The 19,667-nt window shown below is 49.9% G+C and carries 19 protein-coding genes; 14 read left to right on the plus strand and 5 right to left on the minus strand.

The window, feature by feature from the left end; all coding sequences use genetic code 11:
• Positions 1–293 precede the first annotated feature (293 nt).
• Complete coding sequence (locus ACJ2PR_RS05800) at positions 294–1,061, minus strand: TerC family protein (RefSeq protein ID WP_446856897.1); 768 nt, start codon at positions 1,059–1,061, stop codon at positions 294–296.
• Positions 1,062–1,368: 307 nt separating this feature from the next.
• Between ACJ2PR_RS05800 and psaM the strand changes: the two genes are divergently transcribed.
• Positions 1,369–1,464, plus strand: a complete 96-nt coding sequence (gene psaM / locus ACJ2PR_RS05805) for a photosystem I reaction center subunit XII (protein WP_446856898.1) — start codon at positions 1,369–1,371, stop codon at positions 1,462–1,464.
• Positions 1,465–1,868: 404 nt separating this feature from the next.
• A complete protein-coding gene (locus tag ACJ2PR_RS05810; RefSeq protein WP_446856899.1) occupies positions 1,869–2,333 on the plus strand; it encodes a slr1601 family putative cell division protein in 465 nt (154 codons plus the stop codon).
• 501 nt (positions 2,334–2,834) lie between these two features.
• Here the strand turns inward: ACJ2PR_RS05810 and ACJ2PR_RS05815 are convergent.
• On the minus strand, positions 2,835–4,238 hold the full coding sequence (locus tag ACJ2PR_RS05815; RefSeq protein WP_446876320.1) for a hypothetical protein: 1,404 nt from the start codon (positions 4,236–4,238) through the stop codon (positions 2,835–2,837).
• A gap of 596 nt (positions 4,239–4,834) precedes the next feature.
• Here ACJ2PR_RS05815 and ACJ2PR_RS05820 point away from each other — a divergent pair.
• From ACJ2PR_RS05820 to ACJ2PR_RS05840, 5 genes are all read left to right on the plus strand, one after another.
• A complete protein-coding gene (locus ACJ2PR_RS05820) occupies positions 4,835–5,611 on the plus strand; it encodes an LmeA family phospholipid-binding protein (protein WP_446869159.1) in 777 nt (258 codons plus the stop codon).
• A gap of 65 nt (positions 5,612–5,676) precedes the next feature.
• Complete coding sequence (locus ACJ2PR_RS05825) at positions 5,677–6,321, plus strand: MotA/TolQ/ExbB proton channel family protein (protein ID WP_446857106.1); 645 nt, start codon at positions 5,677–5,679, stop codon at positions 6,319–6,321.
• Positions 6,308–6,709 carry an ExbD/TolR family protein gene (locus ACJ2PR_RS05830; protein ID WP_446856902.1) on the plus strand — a complete coding sequence of 134 codons (402 nt, stop codon included), beginning with the start codon at positions 6,308–6,310 and terminating at the stop codon, positions 6,707–6,709. The genes ACJ2PR_RS05825 and ACJ2PR_RS05830 overlap by 14 nt, the downstream gene beginning before the upstream one ends.
• 199 nt (positions 6,710–6,908) lie before the next feature.
• Positions 6,909–8,081 carry a M20 family metallopeptidase gene (locus ACJ2PR_RS05835; protein ID WP_446869160.1) on the plus strand — a complete coding sequence of 391 codons (1,173 nt, stop codon included), beginning with the start codon at positions 6,909–6,911 and terminating at the stop codon, positions 8,079–8,081.
• A gap of 162 nt (positions 8,082–8,243) precedes the next feature.
• Complete coding sequence (locus ACJ2PR_RS05840) at positions 8,244–8,504, plus strand: hypothetical protein (protein ID WP_446876321.1); 261 nt, start codon at positions 8,244–8,246, stop codon at positions 8,502–8,504.
• A gap of 80 nt (positions 8,505–8,584) precedes the next feature.
• Here ACJ2PR_RS05840 and trpB read toward each other — a convergent pair whose 3' ends face one another.
• Positions 8,585–9,838 (minus strand): tryptophan synthase subunit beta, encoded by a 1,254-nt coding sequence (gene trpB, locus ACJ2PR_RS05845; protein ID WP_446876322.1) that lies wholly within the window; start codon positions 9,836–9,838, stop codon positions 8,585–8,587.
• A gap of 551 nt (positions 9,839–10,389) precedes the next feature.
• Here trpB and ACJ2PR_RS05850 point away from each other — a divergent pair.
• On the plus strand, positions 10,390–10,767 hold the full coding sequence (locus ACJ2PR_RS05850; RefSeq protein ID WP_446876323.1) for a translation initiation factor: 378 nt from the start codon (positions 10,390–10,392) through the stop codon (positions 10,765–10,767).
• A 161-nt stretch (positions 10,768–10,928) separates the two neighbouring features.
• The gene (locus ACJ2PR_RS05855) at positions 10,929–11,288 is read left to right on the plus strand and encodes a hypothetical protein (protein ID WP_446876324.1); all 360 of its coding nucleotides are present in this window, start codon (positions 10,929–10,931) and stop codon (positions 11,286–11,288) included.
• A gap of 103 nt (positions 11,289–11,391) precedes the next feature.
• Here the strand turns inward: ACJ2PR_RS05855 and ACJ2PR_RS05860 are convergent, their stop codons facing one another.
• A complete protein-coding gene (locus ACJ2PR_RS05860) occupies positions 11,392–12,123 on the minus strand; it encodes a carbonic anhydrase (RefSeq protein ID WP_446876326.1) in 732 nt (243 codons plus the stop codon).
• A 258-nt stretch (positions 12,124–12,381) separates the two neighbouring features.
• Here ACJ2PR_RS05860 and ACJ2PR_RS05865 point away from each other — a divergent pair, with 258 nt between their 5' ends.
• From ACJ2PR_RS05865 to cobT, 5 genes are all read left to right on the plus strand, one after another.
• Complete coding sequence (locus tag ACJ2PR_RS05865) at positions 12,382–14,181, plus strand: glycoside hydrolase family 10 protein (protein WP_446876327.1); 1,800 nt, start codon at positions 12,382–12,384, stop codon at positions 14,179–14,181.
• A 258-nt stretch (positions 14,182–14,439) separates the two neighbouring features.
• Complete coding sequence (locus ACJ2PR_RS05870; RefSeq protein ID WP_446876329.1) at positions 14,440–16,020, plus strand: FAD-dependent oxidoreductase; 1,581 nt, start codon at positions 14,440–14,442, stop codon at positions 16,018–16,020.
• Positions 16,021–16,128: 108 nt separating this feature from the next.
• The gene (locus tag ACJ2PR_RS05875) at positions 16,129–16,506 is read left to right on the plus strand and encodes a hypothetical protein (RefSeq protein WP_446856912.1); all 378 of its coding nucleotides are present in this window, start codon (positions 16,129–16,131) and stop codon (positions 16,504–16,506) included.
• Positions 16,499–17,251, plus strand: a complete 753-nt coding sequence (locus tag ACJ2PR_RS05880; protein ID WP_446856913.1) for a DUF2232 domain-containing protein — start codon at positions 16,499–16,501, stop codon at positions 17,249–17,251. Before ACJ2PR_RS05875 ends, ACJ2PR_RS05880 begins: the two co-directional genes overlap by 8 nt.
• Complete coding sequence (cobT, locus tag ACJ2PR_RS05885) at positions 17,248–18,423, plus strand: nicotinate mononucleotide-dependent phosphoribosyltransferase CobT (protein WP_446869168.1); 1,176 nt, start codon at positions 17,248–17,250, stop codon at positions 18,421–18,423. The genes ACJ2PR_RS05880 and cobT overlap by 4 nt, the downstream gene beginning before the upstream one ends.
• A gap of 490 nt (positions 18,424–18,913) precedes the next feature.
• Here the strand turns inward: cobT and ACJ2PR_RS05890 are convergent, their stop codons facing one another.
• Positions 18,914–19,282 carry a hypothetical protein gene (locus tag ACJ2PR_RS05890; RefSeq protein WP_446856915.1) on the minus strand — a complete coding sequence of 123 codons (369 nt, stop codon included), beginning with the start codon at positions 19,280–19,282 and terminating at the stop codon, positions 18,914–18,916.
• Positions 19,283–19,667 lie beyond the last annotated feature (385 nt).

Genomic DNA, 19,667 nt, shown 5'->3' on the forward strand with positions numbered 1-19,667 from the left:
GGCTTCTGCCCCCCAACCCCCAATTTTGGGGGACTTTCAGAGAGGAATTCTGGTTTAAAGTCCCTCACTCGTGGGGGATTTAGCGGGCGTTCCTGGATCTAAAAGCGAAGCGAAACGTTCATCGAACTGACGTAAAATTAGGCTTCCAGCGCCGTTGAAAATTCGCCTCACAATTTGCCTCACAAACAAAGATCCCCAACCTCTTGAAGAAATCGGGGATCTTGAACGTTTTGGGACTCTTTTTGGGACTCTAAAATAGAAGTTTTTAAGGCATCGTTTTGGGTCTGAGCCGCTCAAACCTCAATCTTTTCTTCGTTGGGATCGACTATCTTTTGGTCGATCGCTTCCTTGATATCCTGAGACTCTGCACCAGAAGGCACTTCTACAGAAAGCTTACGCTGTGAGAAACCCCATGCAAAAATCCCTGCGATGAATGCGACCATTACCCACTCAGGCGGCACAAAGTCAGGATTGACCACTCGTAGCAGCAAGCGCACCCCAACTAACGCAACCGTGAGATAGCCTGCATCTTCTAAATGCTCATACTCGGTCAACCAGCGAATAAATAGACCCGCCATAAAGCGCAACGCCACGATCCCAATCGTTCCGCCAACCAGAATCAGCCAGGTATCTTGAGAAACCGCGATCGCCGTCGTTACACTATCTAACGAAAACGCTAAGTCGGTTACCGCAATCACGGGGATCGCCTGCCACAGTGACGCAAATCGCGGCCCATGATGCGCCGACCCTTCTTCTGGCTGAGACGTGAAGTATTGAAATACAAGCCACAACAGATAGGCCGCACCCGCTAACTCAAATTGCCAATACTTCATCACCCACGATGCTGTCAATATCAGCGTCATCCGTAGAACATAGGCAAACACCAGCCCAATGTTGAGTGCGCGTTTTTCGAGTTCGGGGTCTTCTAATCCCTGGGTCAGGGCAGCAAGTGCGATCGCGTTATCCGCCGACAGCACAGCTTCTAATGCCACCAAAACAGGTAGGAGCAAAAGGGTTTGAGTGTTAAACTCGCTCGGCAAATTCAAAAACTGGTCTAGCATCAATCGTTTTAATCTAAGCGTGACAAACCACTCTTGACAATTTTACTTCTCAAGGCGAGGTAGACACTGTACCTACCTATCAGCCTACCCTCATCAAGGTGATTCTGGACGAGCCAGATTAATTCGCAGCTTAGAAAAAATTAGAGCCTTGATTCTTCAGATCAAAATCTTCTTTAACTCAAAAATCTTCTTTAACTCAAAAATCAATGCTGCTGCTCTGTTGCATCTTGTTACAAAGTCTTCCGCAGTGGCGCGTTTTCGTTCACATTGGGGAACTATAAACGCTGAGATAAGGAGTTTTCAAACAATGCCTTTATCGGATACTCAAATTCTGGTTGCGCTAGTCGTTGCCCTCATTCCTGGAGTGTTGGCGTTTCGGTTAGCGACAGAGTTGTATAAGTAGGTTCTGGTGACTTGGCGAGAAATGTGAGCAGTTGGCTGCTGGCAAGCGATCGAGCGATCCCCAAAATTTGGATGATCGTTTTTGAGCAAGCGAGTTAAACTAACAGGACAGATTTCTCGCCTGTCTGATGAAAAATAACTTCTTAGACAGGGAAGCTGGAAAGCTGCTTAGTTCAAACATACTTCTTGATTTTGACGGTTAGATTTGCGATTTTAGGTTAGCTCGATCGACTGATTCAGATAACTAATTTGGGGCGCGGTTTTGCTAGAAGTTTGACTTCTCAAATTTTATCCCTTCATTAGAAAAGCTTCTAGATTTGTGGTTTTGCCTCTTAGGGGCGAGAGATTTAGTCTAAAATTCAAACTCCGAAATTCAAAATTGCTTCTGGCAGTTACTCTTCAGGCATGGCTTTTAGTGCCTTAAATTCTGCCTTTGTTCTCGCACCGTATGAACTGATGAACGCACTCCAAACGCCCCCTCCTGTCCGTTCGACTCGATCTCCTCGATATACCCATAAGGGGTCGCCCCGATCCAATCCTCGCCCCATACAGCGCCACCATCATCGCGCGATCGCCGTAGAAACTTCGATCAAGCTGACGGTAAATCTAGTGATTTCGGGAGCAGCGATCGCGGCGTTAACACAGCTATTGCCCTACAGCATTGCTCAACAATCCAAACTTCAAGAAGTGAGAGCAGAGGTCAAAACGACCCAGGCGCGGGTTGGTCGCCTCAAGTCAGAATTTAATCGCTACTTTGATCCCCGTCAGGCTAAGAGCATCATGCAGGAAGAAACCAACCGGGCTGACCCCAATCAGCGAGTTGTAGTTTTAGAAGAACCTGTGCCTGACACGGCTGCTCAGTTGCCTTAACCTTTGTCAAAGTCTCACTTGCCGAAGCGTTCCCAAAAGGGGCGCTTTTTGGTGTTTGTGGCTAAGTTTGCATTAATGTGGTCAGTTCGACTACGGTTTTTCGCTGCGGTGTTCTGAAGGTGTTCTGAACTTTTGCCCTCCAAGCCGCTAGTTCTGGGGGTCTTTCAGTCCAGACTTTCAGTTCAAAGTCCCTCGCACATGAAATCTGGCAAGCGCCTCCGGAGTAAGATTTTTGCGGCGGCAATCCGATACAACTTTTTCGCTTCGTTGTGAATCACTTCTGCCCCCAACCTTCCAATTCTGAGGGGCTTTTGGATAAGATTTTCAGTTCAAAGTCCCCAGAATTGGGGGATTTAGTGGGGGCGAAAAGATGGACACTTCCCACAGATTCCTACCTCTAATCAGCAACGCCTAAAAAAACTCCACAACGGTCTTGCTGCGGAGCTTCTGCACTGGAGAGATTAAGTCGCCAAGTTAGCGTTTGTTTTTACCGGGGTTGCGTCAGTCTTCGTCATTGCTGCCACCGCGGGGACGAGAATTTCCAGGATCGCAACCTTCCGCACCGTTGCCAATCCCTTGATTACAGCGCCGCTTTCTGCCTTTCTTATCGTCGTCATCGTCATCGTCATCTGAGTCGTCATCTGAGTCGATCGTCTGATCAGTGGTCAATAGCCGATCTGCTTCATATACCGAAACATTTGTGCTGCTGATGTCGATCGTTTGCACCACTCGCCCCGGAGCCGACACAAACACCGAACTGAGGTCGGACTGAAACACCTCGATCGACTGGTTGACCAGCGAAAACGCCCCACTTGTGAAAGAAATTGGGTAGACACAATTAGAGCGCGGCATCGGCAGCCCAGACAGCGCAAAGGAACTCAAATTCTTCAGACTCCGAACGCTGCGAAAAAACGTCACTCGTGCATTTTGATAGCTTTGACGAGTCACTTGAGAAACCTGGGTGAAATAGTCGTAAATTTGCGTGTTGGAGTCGATCGCCCCATTTTGATCAGCGTCAATGCCATAAACGGTGCGGACGATGCGATCGGAGGAGCGATCGGGCAAAACTAAAGTCACGGCAGCATTTTCAGACAGCAGTTCAAATTCGCTGTAGCCGATGAATTGATTTTCCTGGTTAAAAAGTCGCACAATCACCCGATCGCCCGATTTCAAGCCCTTCATAAATTTGGCTTTTTTGTTGACCTTGTAGCGAAAGTCTCCTAAAAATCGCTCACTTGAAAAGCCCTGTGACGTTCTGTTGCGAACTGAAACCCGCGCCACTACTTTTTTGGAAGACGCTTGCTTTTGAGCGATCGCCAGACTAAAACTGCCTTGATTGACTCCATATTGGCTACTAATCTGCTGTGTGATCAACTGAGAACTAGTGGTTTGAGCGATCGTCTGATAAGACTGGGTTTGCTCAAAAAAGACGGATCTGTCGCGCACACTCCCCCGAACGTCATAGCGCAGTTGAGCCGTGACCCGCAGTTCAACATTGTTCAGGTTTATGTCACCTAGTTGTCGGCGCAAATCATTCAGCGAAATCACTTCGGGTGCCAGGATGGTTTGTCCTGCGTTATTGCTAATCAGCCGTGCCCCTGTCGAGGTAAAAATCTGCACCCATTGGTCATTTCGTCGCGCAAACACTTGATAAACCGCATTGGCATAGCTCGTTTGAGGCTTGTCGAGAATGCCCAGTTGCACCACCAGTGAGGTATCTTGTCGTGTTTGCACCAGTCGAGCCACCTTGAGAACAGCGTTCCAGCTTCGCTGTTGACTGATCTGTAAGGGAGCCGCGATCGCCATCTGCCCATAACTTCCCATCAGCAGCGTTGAAGACAGGAGGGCGATCGTCGCTTTTCTCCAAAGTGACTTGCGAGTATAACCAGGCACAGAGTTTTTCATGAGTTCCGTTAGTGAATGTGAGTGTGAATTTGCTCAAAATGACTTGAGTAGACACAGCAAAACCTTCCCTCACAGGCTCATTGAGCGATCCCCGCAAGCCAGTGAAGTTGGGTCATCCTGGCTTAAGTGACCTGTTGGAAATATGACGAGTTCCATACGGATGTAAAGCTTTTATCAAGAAATTTGCTCACTGTATGAATTTCAGTCCTTCACCTTCCGTTAGAATGAATGAGATTCCTGACCCGCTTTGAAAGAGGCGATTCACAACGATATTCGCGGCTCACCATATTGAAGGCTCTGTGTTGAGTACTCGCCCAGTTTATGGAAAGCTAGGCACCGCGCATCTTTTAGCGGATCGTGGCTGAAAGTCCTGTACAGTGGTTAGTCTGAGTACACTTTCTCTGGGAAGGTACTTTCTCTGGGAAGGTCATGAAGGACAGGCTGCTCATCTCTCCAGATTTTTTAAGCAGATATAGTGTTTTCTTAATTCATTTAGTTGATTTTCTGTTTGATTGAAAATTGACGCATCTTTACAATGTGTTACACAATGGGAGATACCGTTGCAGATAGAAACGATGTTCAATGGATTCACAAACGTGAAAAATTCTCCTGGAACTGACTTTGGGGAGCGGATGCTCAATGCAGCAGCAAGTGAATCTATCCGTCACCTATTTACCAAAAGTGAGTCAGTCGAAGTTTCTATTCGCTGCTTTCCGTCGAGCAAGCTCTTGCAGGGAAGCATTGACAACTTTAAGATGAGCGGACGCGGGCTAGTGATTCGCCGTGATTTTTGGGTGGAGGAGATGCGGTTTGAGACTGATGCAGTGGCGATCGACTTTGGGTCTGTCCTGGGGGGAAAAATTCGTCTTAAGCAGCCGACTCAAGCGATCGCTCAGGTGACCTTAACCGAATCGGGGATCAACGATGCCTTTAAATCAGAACTGGTCGTCAAGCGGCTGCAAAACATTACCGAACCCGCGCTGATGAATCTGTCTGGCGGCGAGCCTGTCTCGTTTGACGATGTGCAACTCAAGCTCTTACCAAACAACAAAATTCAGATCTTTGCCAAGGCGGTTTTGCCCAATAACACGGTGCCGATTAGTCTGACGGCGAGTGTGGCGATCGAGCGACGGCGACGAGTGGCGTTTCAAGACCCCAAGTTTGAGCCAGAAGCCGTTCCTGAAGCGCTACGCGGCATTTCTGAAATTCTCACAATGGCGTTTGCTGAGATTCTAGACAATATGGTGGATCTCGATCGCTTTGACCTCGATGGTGTTTTGCTGCGAATCAATCGTCTGGAAACGGAAGGCGACAAGCTAATTTTTAGCGGCTACGCCCAGATTGAGCGATTTCCGAACACGGGACGCAAATAACCTGTGCCAAGTGAGCAACTGAGGGATTAGAATAAACCCTGCTTCTACAAGTGGCTCGACGCGACATGCAGGCGACGAATTGGTTTACATCCGGTGGGATTGTCATGGTGCCTCTGTTGGGATTTTCGATCCTGGCGGTGGCGCTGATTTTTGAGCGGATTTCTTTTTGGGCAAAGGTGACAAAACGCCACGATCGCATCATCCGCGAAGTGTTGACGCTTTATCGGCGCAGTCCCAGAGCCGCCTTTTTGATGCTAGAACAAAACACGGATCTGCCGATCGCCCGCATCTTTCTAGCGGCTTTAGAACTCGAAGAGGCCACTCCCGAAGAGTTTCGTCTGGCGTTAGAAAGTGCGGCTCAAGCTGAAATTCCCCTTCTCAAGCGCTTCAACACTGTCTTTGAAACAATTATCAGTCTGGCTCCGCTGCTGGGACTATTGGGCACCATTTTGGGATTGATTGCTTCATTTGCCAATCTGCGTCTGGGCGACTTGGGCGGCACTAATACGACGAATGTGACAGGCGGGATCAGTGAAGCACTGATTTCAACGGCATCGGGACTGGTGGTGGCGATCGTCACGCTGGTGTTTTCCAACACGTTTCGAGGGCTATACATCCGTCAAATTGCGCTGATTCAAGAATACGGGGGACAGCTTGAATTGCTCTATCGTCGCCGCCACGAAAAAGGAGGGTCTTATGCGTCTACCTGAAGAACCGGATTTGCCGCCTCAAATTTATATCGTGCCGATGATCGACGTGATTTTTGCCCTGCTCACGTTTTTCATCATGTCCACGCTGTTTTTGACGCGCTCTCAAGGGTTGCCTGTCAGTCTGCCGACGGCCGTCAGTGCCCAATCTCAACAAGCCGCTCCCGCAACGGTGACGATCGACCAAAACGGCAAACTCGCCCTCAACCGCAAGGCCATTCAACTTAAAGATCTACAAGCTCAAGTTCAGGGATTAAAAGGGAAGAAAAATCAGATCCAGGTGATCGTCAATGCCGATCGCCGCGTCAGTCATGGGCTAGTGATTACAGTAATGGATCGATTGAGAACAATTCCGGGGGTGAGGCTGGCGATCGCAACCCAGCAGCCCTGATCCGTAGGGGTGACTTCCTTCACTGCGCTGCTTGAATCTTTTGCCCTCCAAGTTGCCAATTCTGAGAGACTTTGAACCAGGAGCTAGTGTTCGAGTGGGGACGCTAAGAAGGGGGAGAATGTATTTTAGAAAACCTCTGGCTGACGCTGATTTCTTCACAAGTCTTATCATTGGAAGGAAGCCCGATCGCAGGATTCCTATGAAAGACCGCATCAAAGAACTCGCTACTGCCCTTGCGCCTCGTTTGATTGAGATTCGTCGCCATTTGCATAGTCACCCCGAACTGAGCGGACAAGAACAGCAAACGGCCGCTTATGTGGCTGGAGTCCTCTCTTCCTGTGGGTTACAGGTGCGGGAGTCGGTAGGAAAAGTGGGCGTAGTTGGGGAATTGGCGGGAGGGAGCGATCGCCGTCTCTTGGCCATTCGCACAGATATGGATGCGTTGCCGATTCAGGAGCGCACGGGGCTAGAATTTTCGTCTCGCAAGTCAGGAATTATGCACGCCTGCGGTCACGATGTCCATACGACGGTGGGCTTGGGGACGGCCATGGTGCTGTCTCAGTTAGGTATTCAACTACCGGGTAATGTGCGGTTTTTGTTTCAACCTGCCGAGGAGATCGCACAAGGGGCGGAATGGATGATCCAGGATGGAGCGATCGAGCAGGTCAATGCGATTCTCTCAGTCCATGTGTTTCCGTCGATTCCGGCTGGGAAGGTGGGCATTCGCTATGGGGCACTAACGGCGGCGGCGGATGATCTGGAGATTACGATCGTCGGTGAGTCGGGACATGGCGCAAGACCTCATGAGGCAGTGGATGCGATCTGGATTGCGGCTCAGGTAATCACGGCATTGCAACAGGCGATCGCTCGCACTCAAAATCCATTGCGGCCGGTAGTGCTGACGATCGGCAAGATTCAAGGGGGACGGGCCCCGAATGTGATTGCGGATCAGGTGCAGATGATGGGAACGGTGCGATCGCTCCATCCCGAAACCAGTGAAGCGTTGCCGACCTGGGTTGAGAATATTGTGTCCAGTGTGTGTCAAACCTATGGGGCAAAATGTCAGGTCAATTACCGTCGAGGAACGCCTTCGGTACAAAACGATCTGAAGTTGACGAGTCTGTTGGAGTCTTCGGCGAAGGAAATCTGGGGCAGCGACAGTATTCAAATTATCCAAGAGCCATCGCTGGGTGCAGAAGATTTTTCTTGTTACCTGAAACACGCACCTGGCAGTATGTTCCGTTTGGGGGTTGGCTTTAAGGACAGGCGAAATTATCCCTTACACCATCCTCAATTTGAAGTGGACGAAACGGCAATCTTGACGGGCGTGGTGACGATGGCGAATGCGGCTTGTCGGTATTGGCAGGGATGAGGGATGAAAGGATTGATCTGTTTGGGTCAGCGTCTTTCATCTTTTCTTGAATCTTTGAGTCGTGGGTGGCTTTGAGGCAAAAATCATAACTCTGGAGAGATTTGCGATCGACTCGTCTGGCTGCACATTGGAAGGCGATGCAATAAAATTTTGGAGCAACTGATGGCATCCTCTACCCCACTGCAAGGTTTGGATTTGGTTGATTGTGCGCGGGCAAACGCGAAGCAAGGGGTCGAAACGGCGGCCGATTTGTGCGGCTATGGCTCAGATCTCAATCGCTTTCGACAAGAGTTGGCGGCAGCTTGTCACCATATGGGCGTTCAGTTTCACGAGTTGAGTGATTTGATCGCAGATGAAGCGCCTTTGCTGCAAATGGATGGAGAAGTTATTGCACCGGATGAATCTTCTGAACTTCTTAAATAATTCTTTGGAATCGGGTCGTTAAACAGAAATTGCCCTCTACCAGTTTTGGATAAAGGGCAAACAACAGAATTTTTGAGACTTTACGGATTCAGAATGGCGGACACGGTAAGAACGTCTTTGTCGCCACGACCTGAACAATTGATCACGATGCGAGGGCTGCCCGTGAGTTGGGGACAGAGGGTGTCAAGGTAGGCGATCGCATGAGCCGTCTCCAACGCAGGAATAATTCCCTCTAGCTGAGAAAGCTTCTGAAACGCTCCCAACGCTTGCTCATCGGTGACGGCGTAGTACTCAGCCCGTGCCGTTTCCATCAGATAGCTGTGTTCTGGCCCGACACCCGGATAGTCTAATCCAGCGCTAACGGAATGCGGCTCGATCACCTGACCATCGTCGTCTTGCAGCAGATAACTCATCGCCCCGTGGAGAACGCCAACTCGTCCCTTGGTCAAAGTCGCGGCATGTTTGTCGGTTTCCACGCCATGACCCGCTGCTTCTACACCGATCATTCTCACGCTGGATTCGTCGATAAATTCGTGAAAAAGTCCCATCGCATTAGAGCCACCGCCCACACAGGCCAGCAGAATATCTGGCAAACCGCCCCACTTTTCTTGAGCCTGAGCGCGAGTCTCCTGACCGATCACCGCATGAAAATCACGCACCATCATCGGATACGGATGCGGGCCAGCGACAGAACCCAGGATGTAATGGGTCGTTTCTACATTCGTTACCCAGTCCCGAATCGCTTCCGAAGTGGCATCTTTGAGGGTTCCTGTTCCCGATGAGACGGGGCAGACTTCGGCTCCCATCAGGCGCATTCTAAAGACGTTGAGCGACTGCCGCTCCATATCCTGCACGCCCATGTAGATGATGCACTTTAGCCCAAATCGAGCGCAAACTGTGGCGGTAGCGACTCCGTGTTGACCTGCTCCCGTTTCGGCAATGATGCGCTGTTTGCCCATGCGTTTCGCCAAAAGTGCTTGAGCGAGGGCATTGTTGATTTTGTGGGCCCCAGTGTGGTTGAGATCTTCGCGCTTAAGATAAATCTGCGGCCCGGTGCCGTCGGGTCTAGCGTAGTGAGTCGTTAACCGTTCGGCAAAATATAAGGGACTGGGGCGACCCACATAGTCTTTTAACAGTCCTTGAAGCTCTTGTTGAAAGTCAGGGTCTTGGCTGTATTGATGGTAGGCTGCCTCTAGCTCAAACAAAGCTGGCATCAGCGTTTCAGGGACATACTTGCCGCCAAACTGGCCAAATCTCCCCAACGGATCAGGGCGACTTTGAGGAGAAAGATCGGAGGCCGGCTGGAGATTTTTGGGAAGTGGGGTTGTCGTCACGATTCCTGAATCTTATAGGTGCAATTGATGCTTAATTTTGACACTCCCACCTCTAAAGAGAGTGGGATTCTTGGCTCTACGAATGACCTTAAAATTCACTATCCTTGCGGCAATGCTTAAACCTTTCAACCGCGCCATCGCGCCAATTGACGAGCTTAACTTAGTCAATCCCAGAGAGTCTATCTCCCCAAGCGTACTTAGGATACGAACCTAGCGTTTAGGCGTGCCCCGCCTTACGTTTTCGGACTCTCAAACAATATTCGGTGCTCTGGTGGTGGGAAGACGTGGCTATCCCTGACTGTTTTAAGAGTTTTCGCCGCTCTTTGCCCTACTCATTGATGCCTGAAAGTGTGTCTTAACGGTTTCACGATGGCAAAGGAGTTTCACCTTGACAAGTGTTATTGTACCAAATATTGACTCTGTGGCTTGCCAGCCACGCCCGAACCCTAACTACATCCCACGGGTGAACCACATGGGTTTTGTGGGTTCCCGAACCCTCCCACTTCTATAAGCTTGAGGAAAGCTGCGTTACACTGGCCCTTGCTGCTGATTTGGCACTGATTTTTATGGCGAGTTCTAAGAAAGCGAAGTCGGGCACCTCTCCGGGTGATCGCATCGTCTATTCCGAATTTGGTAACGCGAATCATTCAGACGCATTGGAACGAGGAGTTCCTGACCTGCCGCCCAATCAGCAAAACATTCGAGTTCAAGTGTCGCGCAAGGGACGAGGCGGAAAAACCGTAACGGTGATCAGTGGATTTCAGTCCAAGGCTGAGACGTTGACAGATTTGCTCAAAAAGCTGAAAGCTCAATGTGGAACGGGCGGCACCGTTAGAGAGGAGACGCTAGAGATTCAGGGCGACCATGCTCAGAAGTTACTTCAGATTTTGGTGCAGTTGGGCTACAAAGCGAAAATTAGCGGCGGTTAAAACGGGCAATTTTTCTCCTTTGCGATCGCGTCCTTTGGAATAGTGACGCATCAATGATCTCTCTCCAAAGCACGAGGGAGATTTGTGCGGCGATTGTCATGCTTATTTAGCGCTCAATAATTATCTAAAACAAAATCTAAAACAAATATTGGAGAATCACTATGGTAGAAGGAACTTCGAGAGACGTGAAGAAGATTGATGTAGGCGATCGTCCCTTAGTGCAGAACGATCCACTGGATTCGGCCAATCTAGATTCAGCAAATGACTCCTATGGAGTGGGCTACGATGGCGGAACTCCGCTCGACCAGGATCAAGATGGCGATCCAATCAATCAAGCGCATGGGGTGGGATACGACGGGACGAGTGCGATCGCGCCAAACGGTAACTCGGTTGATGAGTCCTACGGTGTAGGGTACGACGGCGGTACTCCTGTTGACCAAGATTCAGATCGCAACCCGGTGGATCAAGCGCATGGCATGGGATATGACGGGCTGGATACAGATGCCTCAAAGCACCATTAAGGTTTCACTGCGCTGAATTTTCTAAAAGATGGGCGAGGGCACAAACACCCTGCCTTTACCCATCTCTTTGCAATTCCTGGCAGATTGAAGCGATTTAACGAACCTAAGTGACGATCGTGAACTTGCCAGTTGTCAGGTCGTAGCGCCCCCCCACAATCTTGAGCTTACCCTTCTGGATCAAGTCAGCCAAGATAGTCGAACTCTCTGCTAGCTTTTGCGCCTGATACTGCACATTGGCGATAATCGAGTTTTGTTCTAAGTCTCCCGTTTTAGCCCTAACACGAGCGACAGCAGGCTTAATTTCTTCGACAAATATACCAATTCGGCCGGGTAGGGGATCTCCTTTTACGGCTGCTATGACTGCCCCACAGCGACTGTGCCCAACCACCACAATTAGTTGAGAACCCAGCACGGCTGTAGAAAATTCTAAACTACCGATCGCCGTTTGACTGGCGACATTTCCGGCAACTCGAACGACAAATAAGTCACCCAAGCCCTGATCAAACACGATTTCAGAAGGCACTCTAGAATCTGCACAGCCCAAAATCGACGCAAATGGATATTGAGCGACGGCAGTTTCTTGAAGACGTAAGCGAGATTGCCCAGGGTTTTGGCGCTTATCATCCACAAATCGCGTATTGCCGTCTAGGAGAAGCTTTAAGGCTGCATCCGGACTAACAGGTTGAGGTTTTTTAGAAGTCGCGGGGCTTTGTGCGAGAGCTTCTTCGGGATGCCAGATCGATCCACTTCCTGCGACCGCCGCAATGCCCAGTCCTCCCATTCCTGCCAGATGCAGAAACGATCGCCGTCCAATAAATCCATCCGTTCGAGTCATATAGTCAATCTCAAGCTATTTCTAATCGATGCAATAGAGTTAAATCCATAGCATCGCTACGAGTGATGAGGAGAAATATATCAGAATCCCTGTTCATCTATTCTGAGAACTTGAATTCGTCAACACGATATTTGAAAAAGTTTTGTTACGAGTGGTACGGGCGAGATTACCTTTTTGAAGAACGAATTACGGAACCGGACGGAGTTGATGCGAAAGTAGAAACCATGACAACATTTCTCCTGCATCAGGGAGTGAATTATGGCGCGGCGTTGGCGGTTTCTCTGGATTTGTTTGATCACTGGCTCGCTGGCCTTGACCGGAGTTTTTTCTGGTCGGTTAGAACCTGCCTCGGCTCAAGTTCGCTTTAACGATATTCAAAACTATTGGGCAAAAGCCTGTATCGAGTCGCTGGCTCAGAAAAAGATTCTTAACGGCTACCCGGATGGGAGTTTTCGGCCAAATGCGTCGGTGACTCGTGCAGAATACGCTTCGCTGATGGTGACGACGTTTCCAGGAATTGTGAATGCAACGCTGCCTGCCCGATCGCTGCAATTCAAGGACGTTCCCAGGCAGTTTTGGGCGGCCAGCGCGATCGGACAAGCTACCAACGCCAACTTTTTTTCGGGCTACCCAGATGGCACCTTTCGCCCCAATCAAAGTATTTTACGAGTCCATGCAATCGCGGTTCTCGCCAGTGCTGCGGCGGGTTCCACTTTGACGGCTCCAGTGGATCAGACGCTGGCTGTTTTTCAGGATGCTCAAGCGATTCCTGACTATGCGAAAAAGGCGATCGCAGCGGCCACAGATCAACGCATCGTCGTCAACTATCCCAATGTCAAGCAGCTAAATCCTGATGCGGCGGCCAGTCGAGGAGAAGTTGCGGCTCTAATCTGTCGAGCACTGCCAGAAACCGCTTCGTTGATTCCTGATCAGTACGTTGCGGGTAAGCCAGCGGTTCGCAGTGAGATTCGCGCCGTTTGGTTGACGAATATTGACAGTGACGCAATGTTTAGCCGCGATCGTCTCAATGCGGCTGTTCAAGATCTCGCTCAACTCAATTTCAATACCATTTATCCTGCCGTTTGGAATTGGGGCTACACGCTATATCCGAGTCAGGTCGCCAAACAAGCGATCGGGCTGTCCGTTGATCCGCGACCCGAAGCGATCGGCTTAAAAGATCGTGACATGCTCAAAGAACTGATCGAACAGGGACACCAACGCAAATTAACGATCATTCCCTGGTTTGAGTTTGGCTTTATGGCACCCGCCGATTCAGAACTGGCCAGTATGCATCCTGATTGGTTGACGCGACGACGAGACGGCACTCAAGTCTGGCAAGAAGGCAAGTATCCCCGTGTCTGGTTGAATCCGTTTAAGCCAGAGGTTCAGAAATTCATTAGCGATCTGGTTCTCGAACTCGTTGATAATTATGATCTCGATGGCATTCAGTTTGATGATCATTTCGGGTTGCCTTATGATTTTGGCTACGATGAGTTTACTGTTGCCCTTTACAAGCAAGAAAATCAGGGGAAACAGCCGCCGATCGACCCCAAAGATCCCAATTGGATTCGCTGGAGAGCTAACAAAATCACTGCTTTCACGGCTCAGATCCTCCATGCGATTAAAGCCAAAAAACAAAACGTTCTGGTCTCGTTGTCACCCAACAATTACAATTTCTCCTACAATCATTCGTTGCAAGATTGGCGCACATGGGATCAACAAGGACTGATCGAAGAACTGGTGCTGCAAGTTTATCGAGACAGCCGTCAGGGGTTTATCGACGAGTTAAATCAGCCCGAAGTGCAAGCGGCTAAAAGTCATATTCCAACAGGGGTTGGCGTGTTGACGGGACTCAAAGATCGTCCAGTGGGTATTCGGCAGATTCGAGATCAGGTGCAACTCGTTCGAGATCAAGGATTTGCCGGGGTTTCGTTCTTTTTTTATGAAACGATGTGGAACTTGTCTAATGAATCGGTGAGCGATCGCAAAGCTACCTTTAACACGCTGTTCTCTTCTGCTTTGCCCCGTCCCAATATTGCTAAAAAAGCTGCAAGTTGAGAAATGGAGCGATCGGATACGAAGTTTGGTTTCGTCACTTCCTAAGTCCTTCTGCCCTCAAGCTGCCAATTCTACGGCACTGCTGGAGTCTGTGAGTGAAGTGGGAGCGATGGAATTCGCGCTGGCTTGAGGAATGAACGATCGCTTTACCTCTATCCCAGGGGCGAATATTCTACAAAAATTCAATAATTTGTGAAATTTGGCGTTCTCTAACGGAATCTGTACTTAAAATCGATTCAGTAGTTGGGGCACCCTTTCATGACAGCAGCCACACCGTCCACGACACGCACTTACGACATTATTGGGTTTGGTGACGAAGTTCCGGGTATTCTCGCGATCGTTGCAGCCGCTAGAGAATATCGTCGCAGAATTGGCAAATTTCCCAAATCCCTGATCATGTTTAAGGGCAACTCTCAAGAAGGCGTGGGCGGCCATCTGGTACGAGGCGGATTGGCGTATCTCGATCGCACCCACGTTCCTCCAGATATCCGACAAGCGACGGGTGTAGGGTTGTTTGGTGATCCGTCTCGGTTATATACCGAACTTTTGCAGCGATCGGGCGTTCCTCAAATTGCGCTTGATCCCCGCAAGGCAAACACCGCGCTGCGTCAGATGTTGAGCGAAATCAGTGCAGACATCATCAGTCGAGTGCAGATTCAAGCCATTCTCAAACAGGGCGCAAAAATCTCTGGCATTCAGTTGATGAATGGAGAAACTTATCTTGCCAAACAGTTTATCGACTCGACCGTCAACGCCGAACTTGCTCAATACGCGGGAGCCGATAAGCTGCAAGGATTTGGCACTTTTGGACTCCCCGAATCAGAACTGCCCGTGACGCTGGTGTTTGAAACCGAGGGACTGACGATCGCCGAACTCAAATCCGTCGAAATGGCTTACCTCAGACGCTTCACCAACCCCAGAGACACCGAAGCGCAAAGATTTATGCAGCTTGCTGCCGGGGGCGACGCGAGAATTATAGAGCGCTTCAAAAAAGAAATGTTTGACAGCAAAGGCGCTCTGGCAGATATGAACGTCGGCTCTGATCACATCGATATTTGCAGCAAAGCGTTATCGATCGCCTATCACGCCTACCGGGGCACAAAATTTTCGCTCAATAGCAACAGTTCCGCCTTTGACTCCGGCAATATCGCCATTCTTCCAGGGGGTCGGCTTTCCTGGAATGCGCTGCTGTGTCATGTGTCCGGTTCTCAAGCCGAAGCGCTGGCTCGAAACGCCGCCAAACCCACGCCCACCATGCTAGAAGAAATCAAATTTCTCGATCGCTTCTTCAAAAGTCTCGGTGCCACCGCCGTTCGCCCCATGCCAGAACTCTACATTCGTCATGCCGGGAATGTGACGGGCGTGGTCGAACCCCTAAGCGGAGCCAGAATGCTCGAAGGCGGCGTGTCTAGAGAAGAAGCGATCGCCACCTTTGGCTACCCCTTAGACGTGCGCGGCGGCATCGAAGGTCTGGGACTCAAAGCCCTAGAAAGAGGCATCACCAGCATCTCCTTTCTCAAACCGCCCCTCTTCAACGTCGGCATTCGTCACGCCCTTCTCAGATCCGTCCCTAATCTTGCTGTCATCAGCCCCGCATCCGGCTTTGATGGATACGCCTGTGCCGCAGGTCGCATTGTCGAATTTAACGTCGCCGTCGGTCAAGGAGTCGGAATCGCCGCCGCCCTAGCCATCACCACCAATCGCGACCTAATGAATATTTCCAACACCGAAGTTCGACAAGTCCTGTCCCAAACCAAACAACTCCCCATCATCTACGGCAAAAACTACTCGATCGAAGCCTCCCGCCTCCAACAGTTCGAGGAAACGATGATCGCCTAATTCACTCCTCCCTCCTCCCTCCTCCCTTTGTAATGCTTTGTTGTAATTTCGTGCAAACCTGCTCATCTTGACGTAACCTACCGTTAACAATCGCTTTCAACCGACTGCATGATCGATTACAACGCGCTGTTTGATTTTTCGCGATCGCACTGCATTGCTATCTGCGCTTTTCTCGTCCCGGCTAATCTACTGACGACCTCCCAAACCCTGATATTGACAGGAATGCGTCGTCCTCCGATCCAAGTTTTATTAGCCGCTGGAGTCGCTTCTCTGTTTTCGGGCATTATGGTGCTGCATGTTCTCACCTGGTTTTTAATCGGCGTGGTGATGCCGCCCACGTTTATTTTGCTGTGGCTAGGAACGGTGTGTTTGGGAACTAACTTGTGGGCAGTTTTGGCAAGAGAAAGCCTGGCTCGATTGCTCGGTGCGATCTATAAAATTTGCACTAGAGTAGATCTGCCTGCATTCCGCCATTTGCATGAGTGATTCTCAAAACGCCAGCCCAAATTCGCCCAGCTCTAACCAGCCTTCCGATGAGGAAAACTGGCTCGACGACATCGTACCCGAAGTTCAGGAAGCCTCTGATCGACCGCGCTATGTTCGCAAGGTTGATCCCGCAAGTCCGATCGTCATGGTTGAGACGGCGTTTTTAGCCAGTGCGGCCAGTCTGATCTATCTGGTAAATTCCTACTTTCCGATGGGTCCGCTGTTGCAGATTTTTTTCCCGATTCCGATCGCGCTCGTCTATCAGCGATGGGGAAGTCGGGCTGCATGGATGGCGGCGTTGGTATCGGGGCTATTGCTGTCGGTGCTAATTGGCCCCACTCGCAGCATTCAGTTTGTGGTGCCCTTTGGGTTACTCGGCGTGTTGTTAGGAGCGTTGTGGTATCGTCGCGCTAAGTGGGCCGTTTCGATTCCCCTTGCCAGTTTACTGAATGTAACGGGCGCTTTTTTTCGCATCTGGCTACTGTCTATTTTGACGGGTGAAGATCTCTGGCTATATGGCACCAATCAAATAATTAACCTGTTGGAGTGGGTGTTTCTCAAACTGGGATTATTGATGCAACCGTCGTTAGTGCTGGTGCAGTTTGCAGTGCTGGCGATGATTGTCACCCACAGCGTTGTTTATTTGTTTGTGGTACATGTCGTGGCGTGGTTTTTGTTTGATCGCCTCAACAATCCCATTCCCAATCCGCCAAACTGGGTGCAAGTGTTGCTTAATTCAGAATGATTTCGATTTATACTCAGCCTCAACAAGCGCAGCAGTGGCTTCATCAGTATCAAGGACGATCGCCACTTTTTGCCTGTGTTTTGGGCTTTACCGAGACGGGACTGATTCCTGGAATTTCGGCTGCTGGTGCGACTCCGACCGATCGACAGTACACAGCGATCGCGGATGCAGAATTTCTAATCAATGGGGTGCAAAAATCGCCTCGTTACCCGTTGCCTCCTCTGCATGTGGGCGCGTCTCCCGTCTTAATTTCTCGTGCCATTCTCGCTGCCCAAAACATTCCCATTTATCTATTTAATGCAGGGTTGCCCAATCCGCCTGCTGTCTCTGCGATCGATCTGCAAGGAATGCCCGCCCGCTGTCTAAGTACAGGTCAAGCGATGGAGCGAGCGATCGTCGAACACCTATTTCAACAAGGACTCATCTGGGGAGAAAAACTAGCCGCTCAAGTTCCTGAGAGTTACTTAATTTTGAGTGAATGTGTGGTGGGAGGTACGACGACTGCATTAGCAATTCTCACAGGTTTGGGAATTGATGCCGCTCAAAAAGTTAACAGCAGCCATCCCGTCTGCAATCACGCCCAAAAGTGGCAGCTAGTCCAAGACGGGTTACAGAATTTCTCAAGCTTAAATTCTCACGCACCACGCCCATTACAGAAGTCTGATCAAAACCTCACGCCTCACGCCTCAGACCCGATCGCCCTCGTTGCCGCTGTCGGAGATCCGATGCAAATTGTGGTTGCTGGCATGACGATCGCCGCCAGTCAAACCTGTGGAGTTCTATTGGCCGGAGGCACACAAATGTTGGCCGTGTCTGCCTTGACACAAGCCATTTCCTCAACCCATTCTCTTCCCTGGCACCCTCAAAGAATTGTTGTCGGAACCACTCGCTGGGTAGCCGAAGATCCCACAGGCGATACGGTAGGGTTAGGCAATCAAATCGGAACCATTCCTCTCCTCGCCACACAGTTAAGCTTCGCAAAATCGCGCCATTCCCAACTGCGATCGTACGAACAAGGCTACGTCAAAGAAGGTGTGGGCGCTGGAGGATGCGCGATCGCAGGCCACCTCTTTCAAAACTGGGGACAACCCGAACTTCTTGAAGCGATCGAAACTTTGGCAGATCATCGTTTAAAGAGCGATCAACCACCAGAAACAAAGGACAAGGAATAAACGACTATCCGATTCATCCCTCATCCCTCATCCCTCCTCGCGAAGCGGATTACCCCCAAAGGGGGAACAGATCATCGAAGTTCTCCCTCATCCCTTTCTTAGGAATGAGAATTAAATAACTTCGACAATTGTAGAGTCTCGGATCGCCATCCTCACAAAGTGGGGCAAAGCCCTCGCCAACCCTTCTTCCTAAGAAGGAGGCTAAAGTCTGGTTCCCTCTCTTTGGGGCTACCGTGTACACACAAGTTGATTGATCCGTCATTGCCGAGACCCTTCGCCCCCTAAATCCCCCACAAGTGAGGGACTTTGAGCTGTCGTCATGGCTTTGAACTTTGGAAATCTTTCCTTTGTCAAAGTCCCCCAGAATGGGGGATTTAGGGGGCTGAAGCCGATTGAAACGAAGCGATTCCGGACTTGTGTGTACACGGTAGCTCTTTGAGGAGAGGGTTAGGGTTAGGGTGAAATTTCGGAGTTATTTAATCCACGATCCTTAGTGAACTCTCTGCGCCAACAACTGTTCTTCAAGCGCTGCAATCCGGTTGTAGGCGGCGGTCAGTTGTGCGGTCAGTCGCTGAATCTGAATTTCGGGTGAGAGGGGCTTTTCTCCACCTTGAATCGAGGCCTCGCTGCCCTGATTGTCTACCAAAACATCTTTGTGTTCCATCGACGGATCGCTGTAGCGATGACTCTGATAATAGCGCCCGTTGCTGGTGCCTGATAGGGTGTAGCCCATTCCCTGATTAGGGGTCTTGATCTCGGTGACGACTTGAGAAAGATTGTGAGTTAGCTGCTCGATAAGCTGATACAGGGTATCAATCTTGCTATCCATTGTGCCGATTTGCTGTTGAAGCGTGTCCATTTACTGCCCTACTTCCCCTACTTTTGTTATGGTTCATCTTAGTGAAAAAACCTGCGATCGCACGGTTACTCCCGAATCATTTAACTTTTCATGCAAAAACAAAATGTAGCTCAGGAAACGATTGAGCAACTGCTTTAAGAAAGGCTACAAACTGTTCGCACAGTTCAGAAAATGTTGAACGAATTTCGTTAAAATAAGCGTTCAAAATGCTTGTAAAACGCTGAAAGCGGGACGCTGTAAAGATCAAGCACTTATCTGCTTCTAGAGTGAAATGAAAGAGCCTGGTTACGATAGTTGAGGATTACAAAGAAAGTTTAGATCAAAGGAAAAAGATCTGCCTTTAAGCCATTTTTTCTGTTCTGAGAAACGAGCTATCACGCCTCAT

It is taken from the genome of Phormidesmis sp. 146-33 (genome assembly GCF_052939515.1).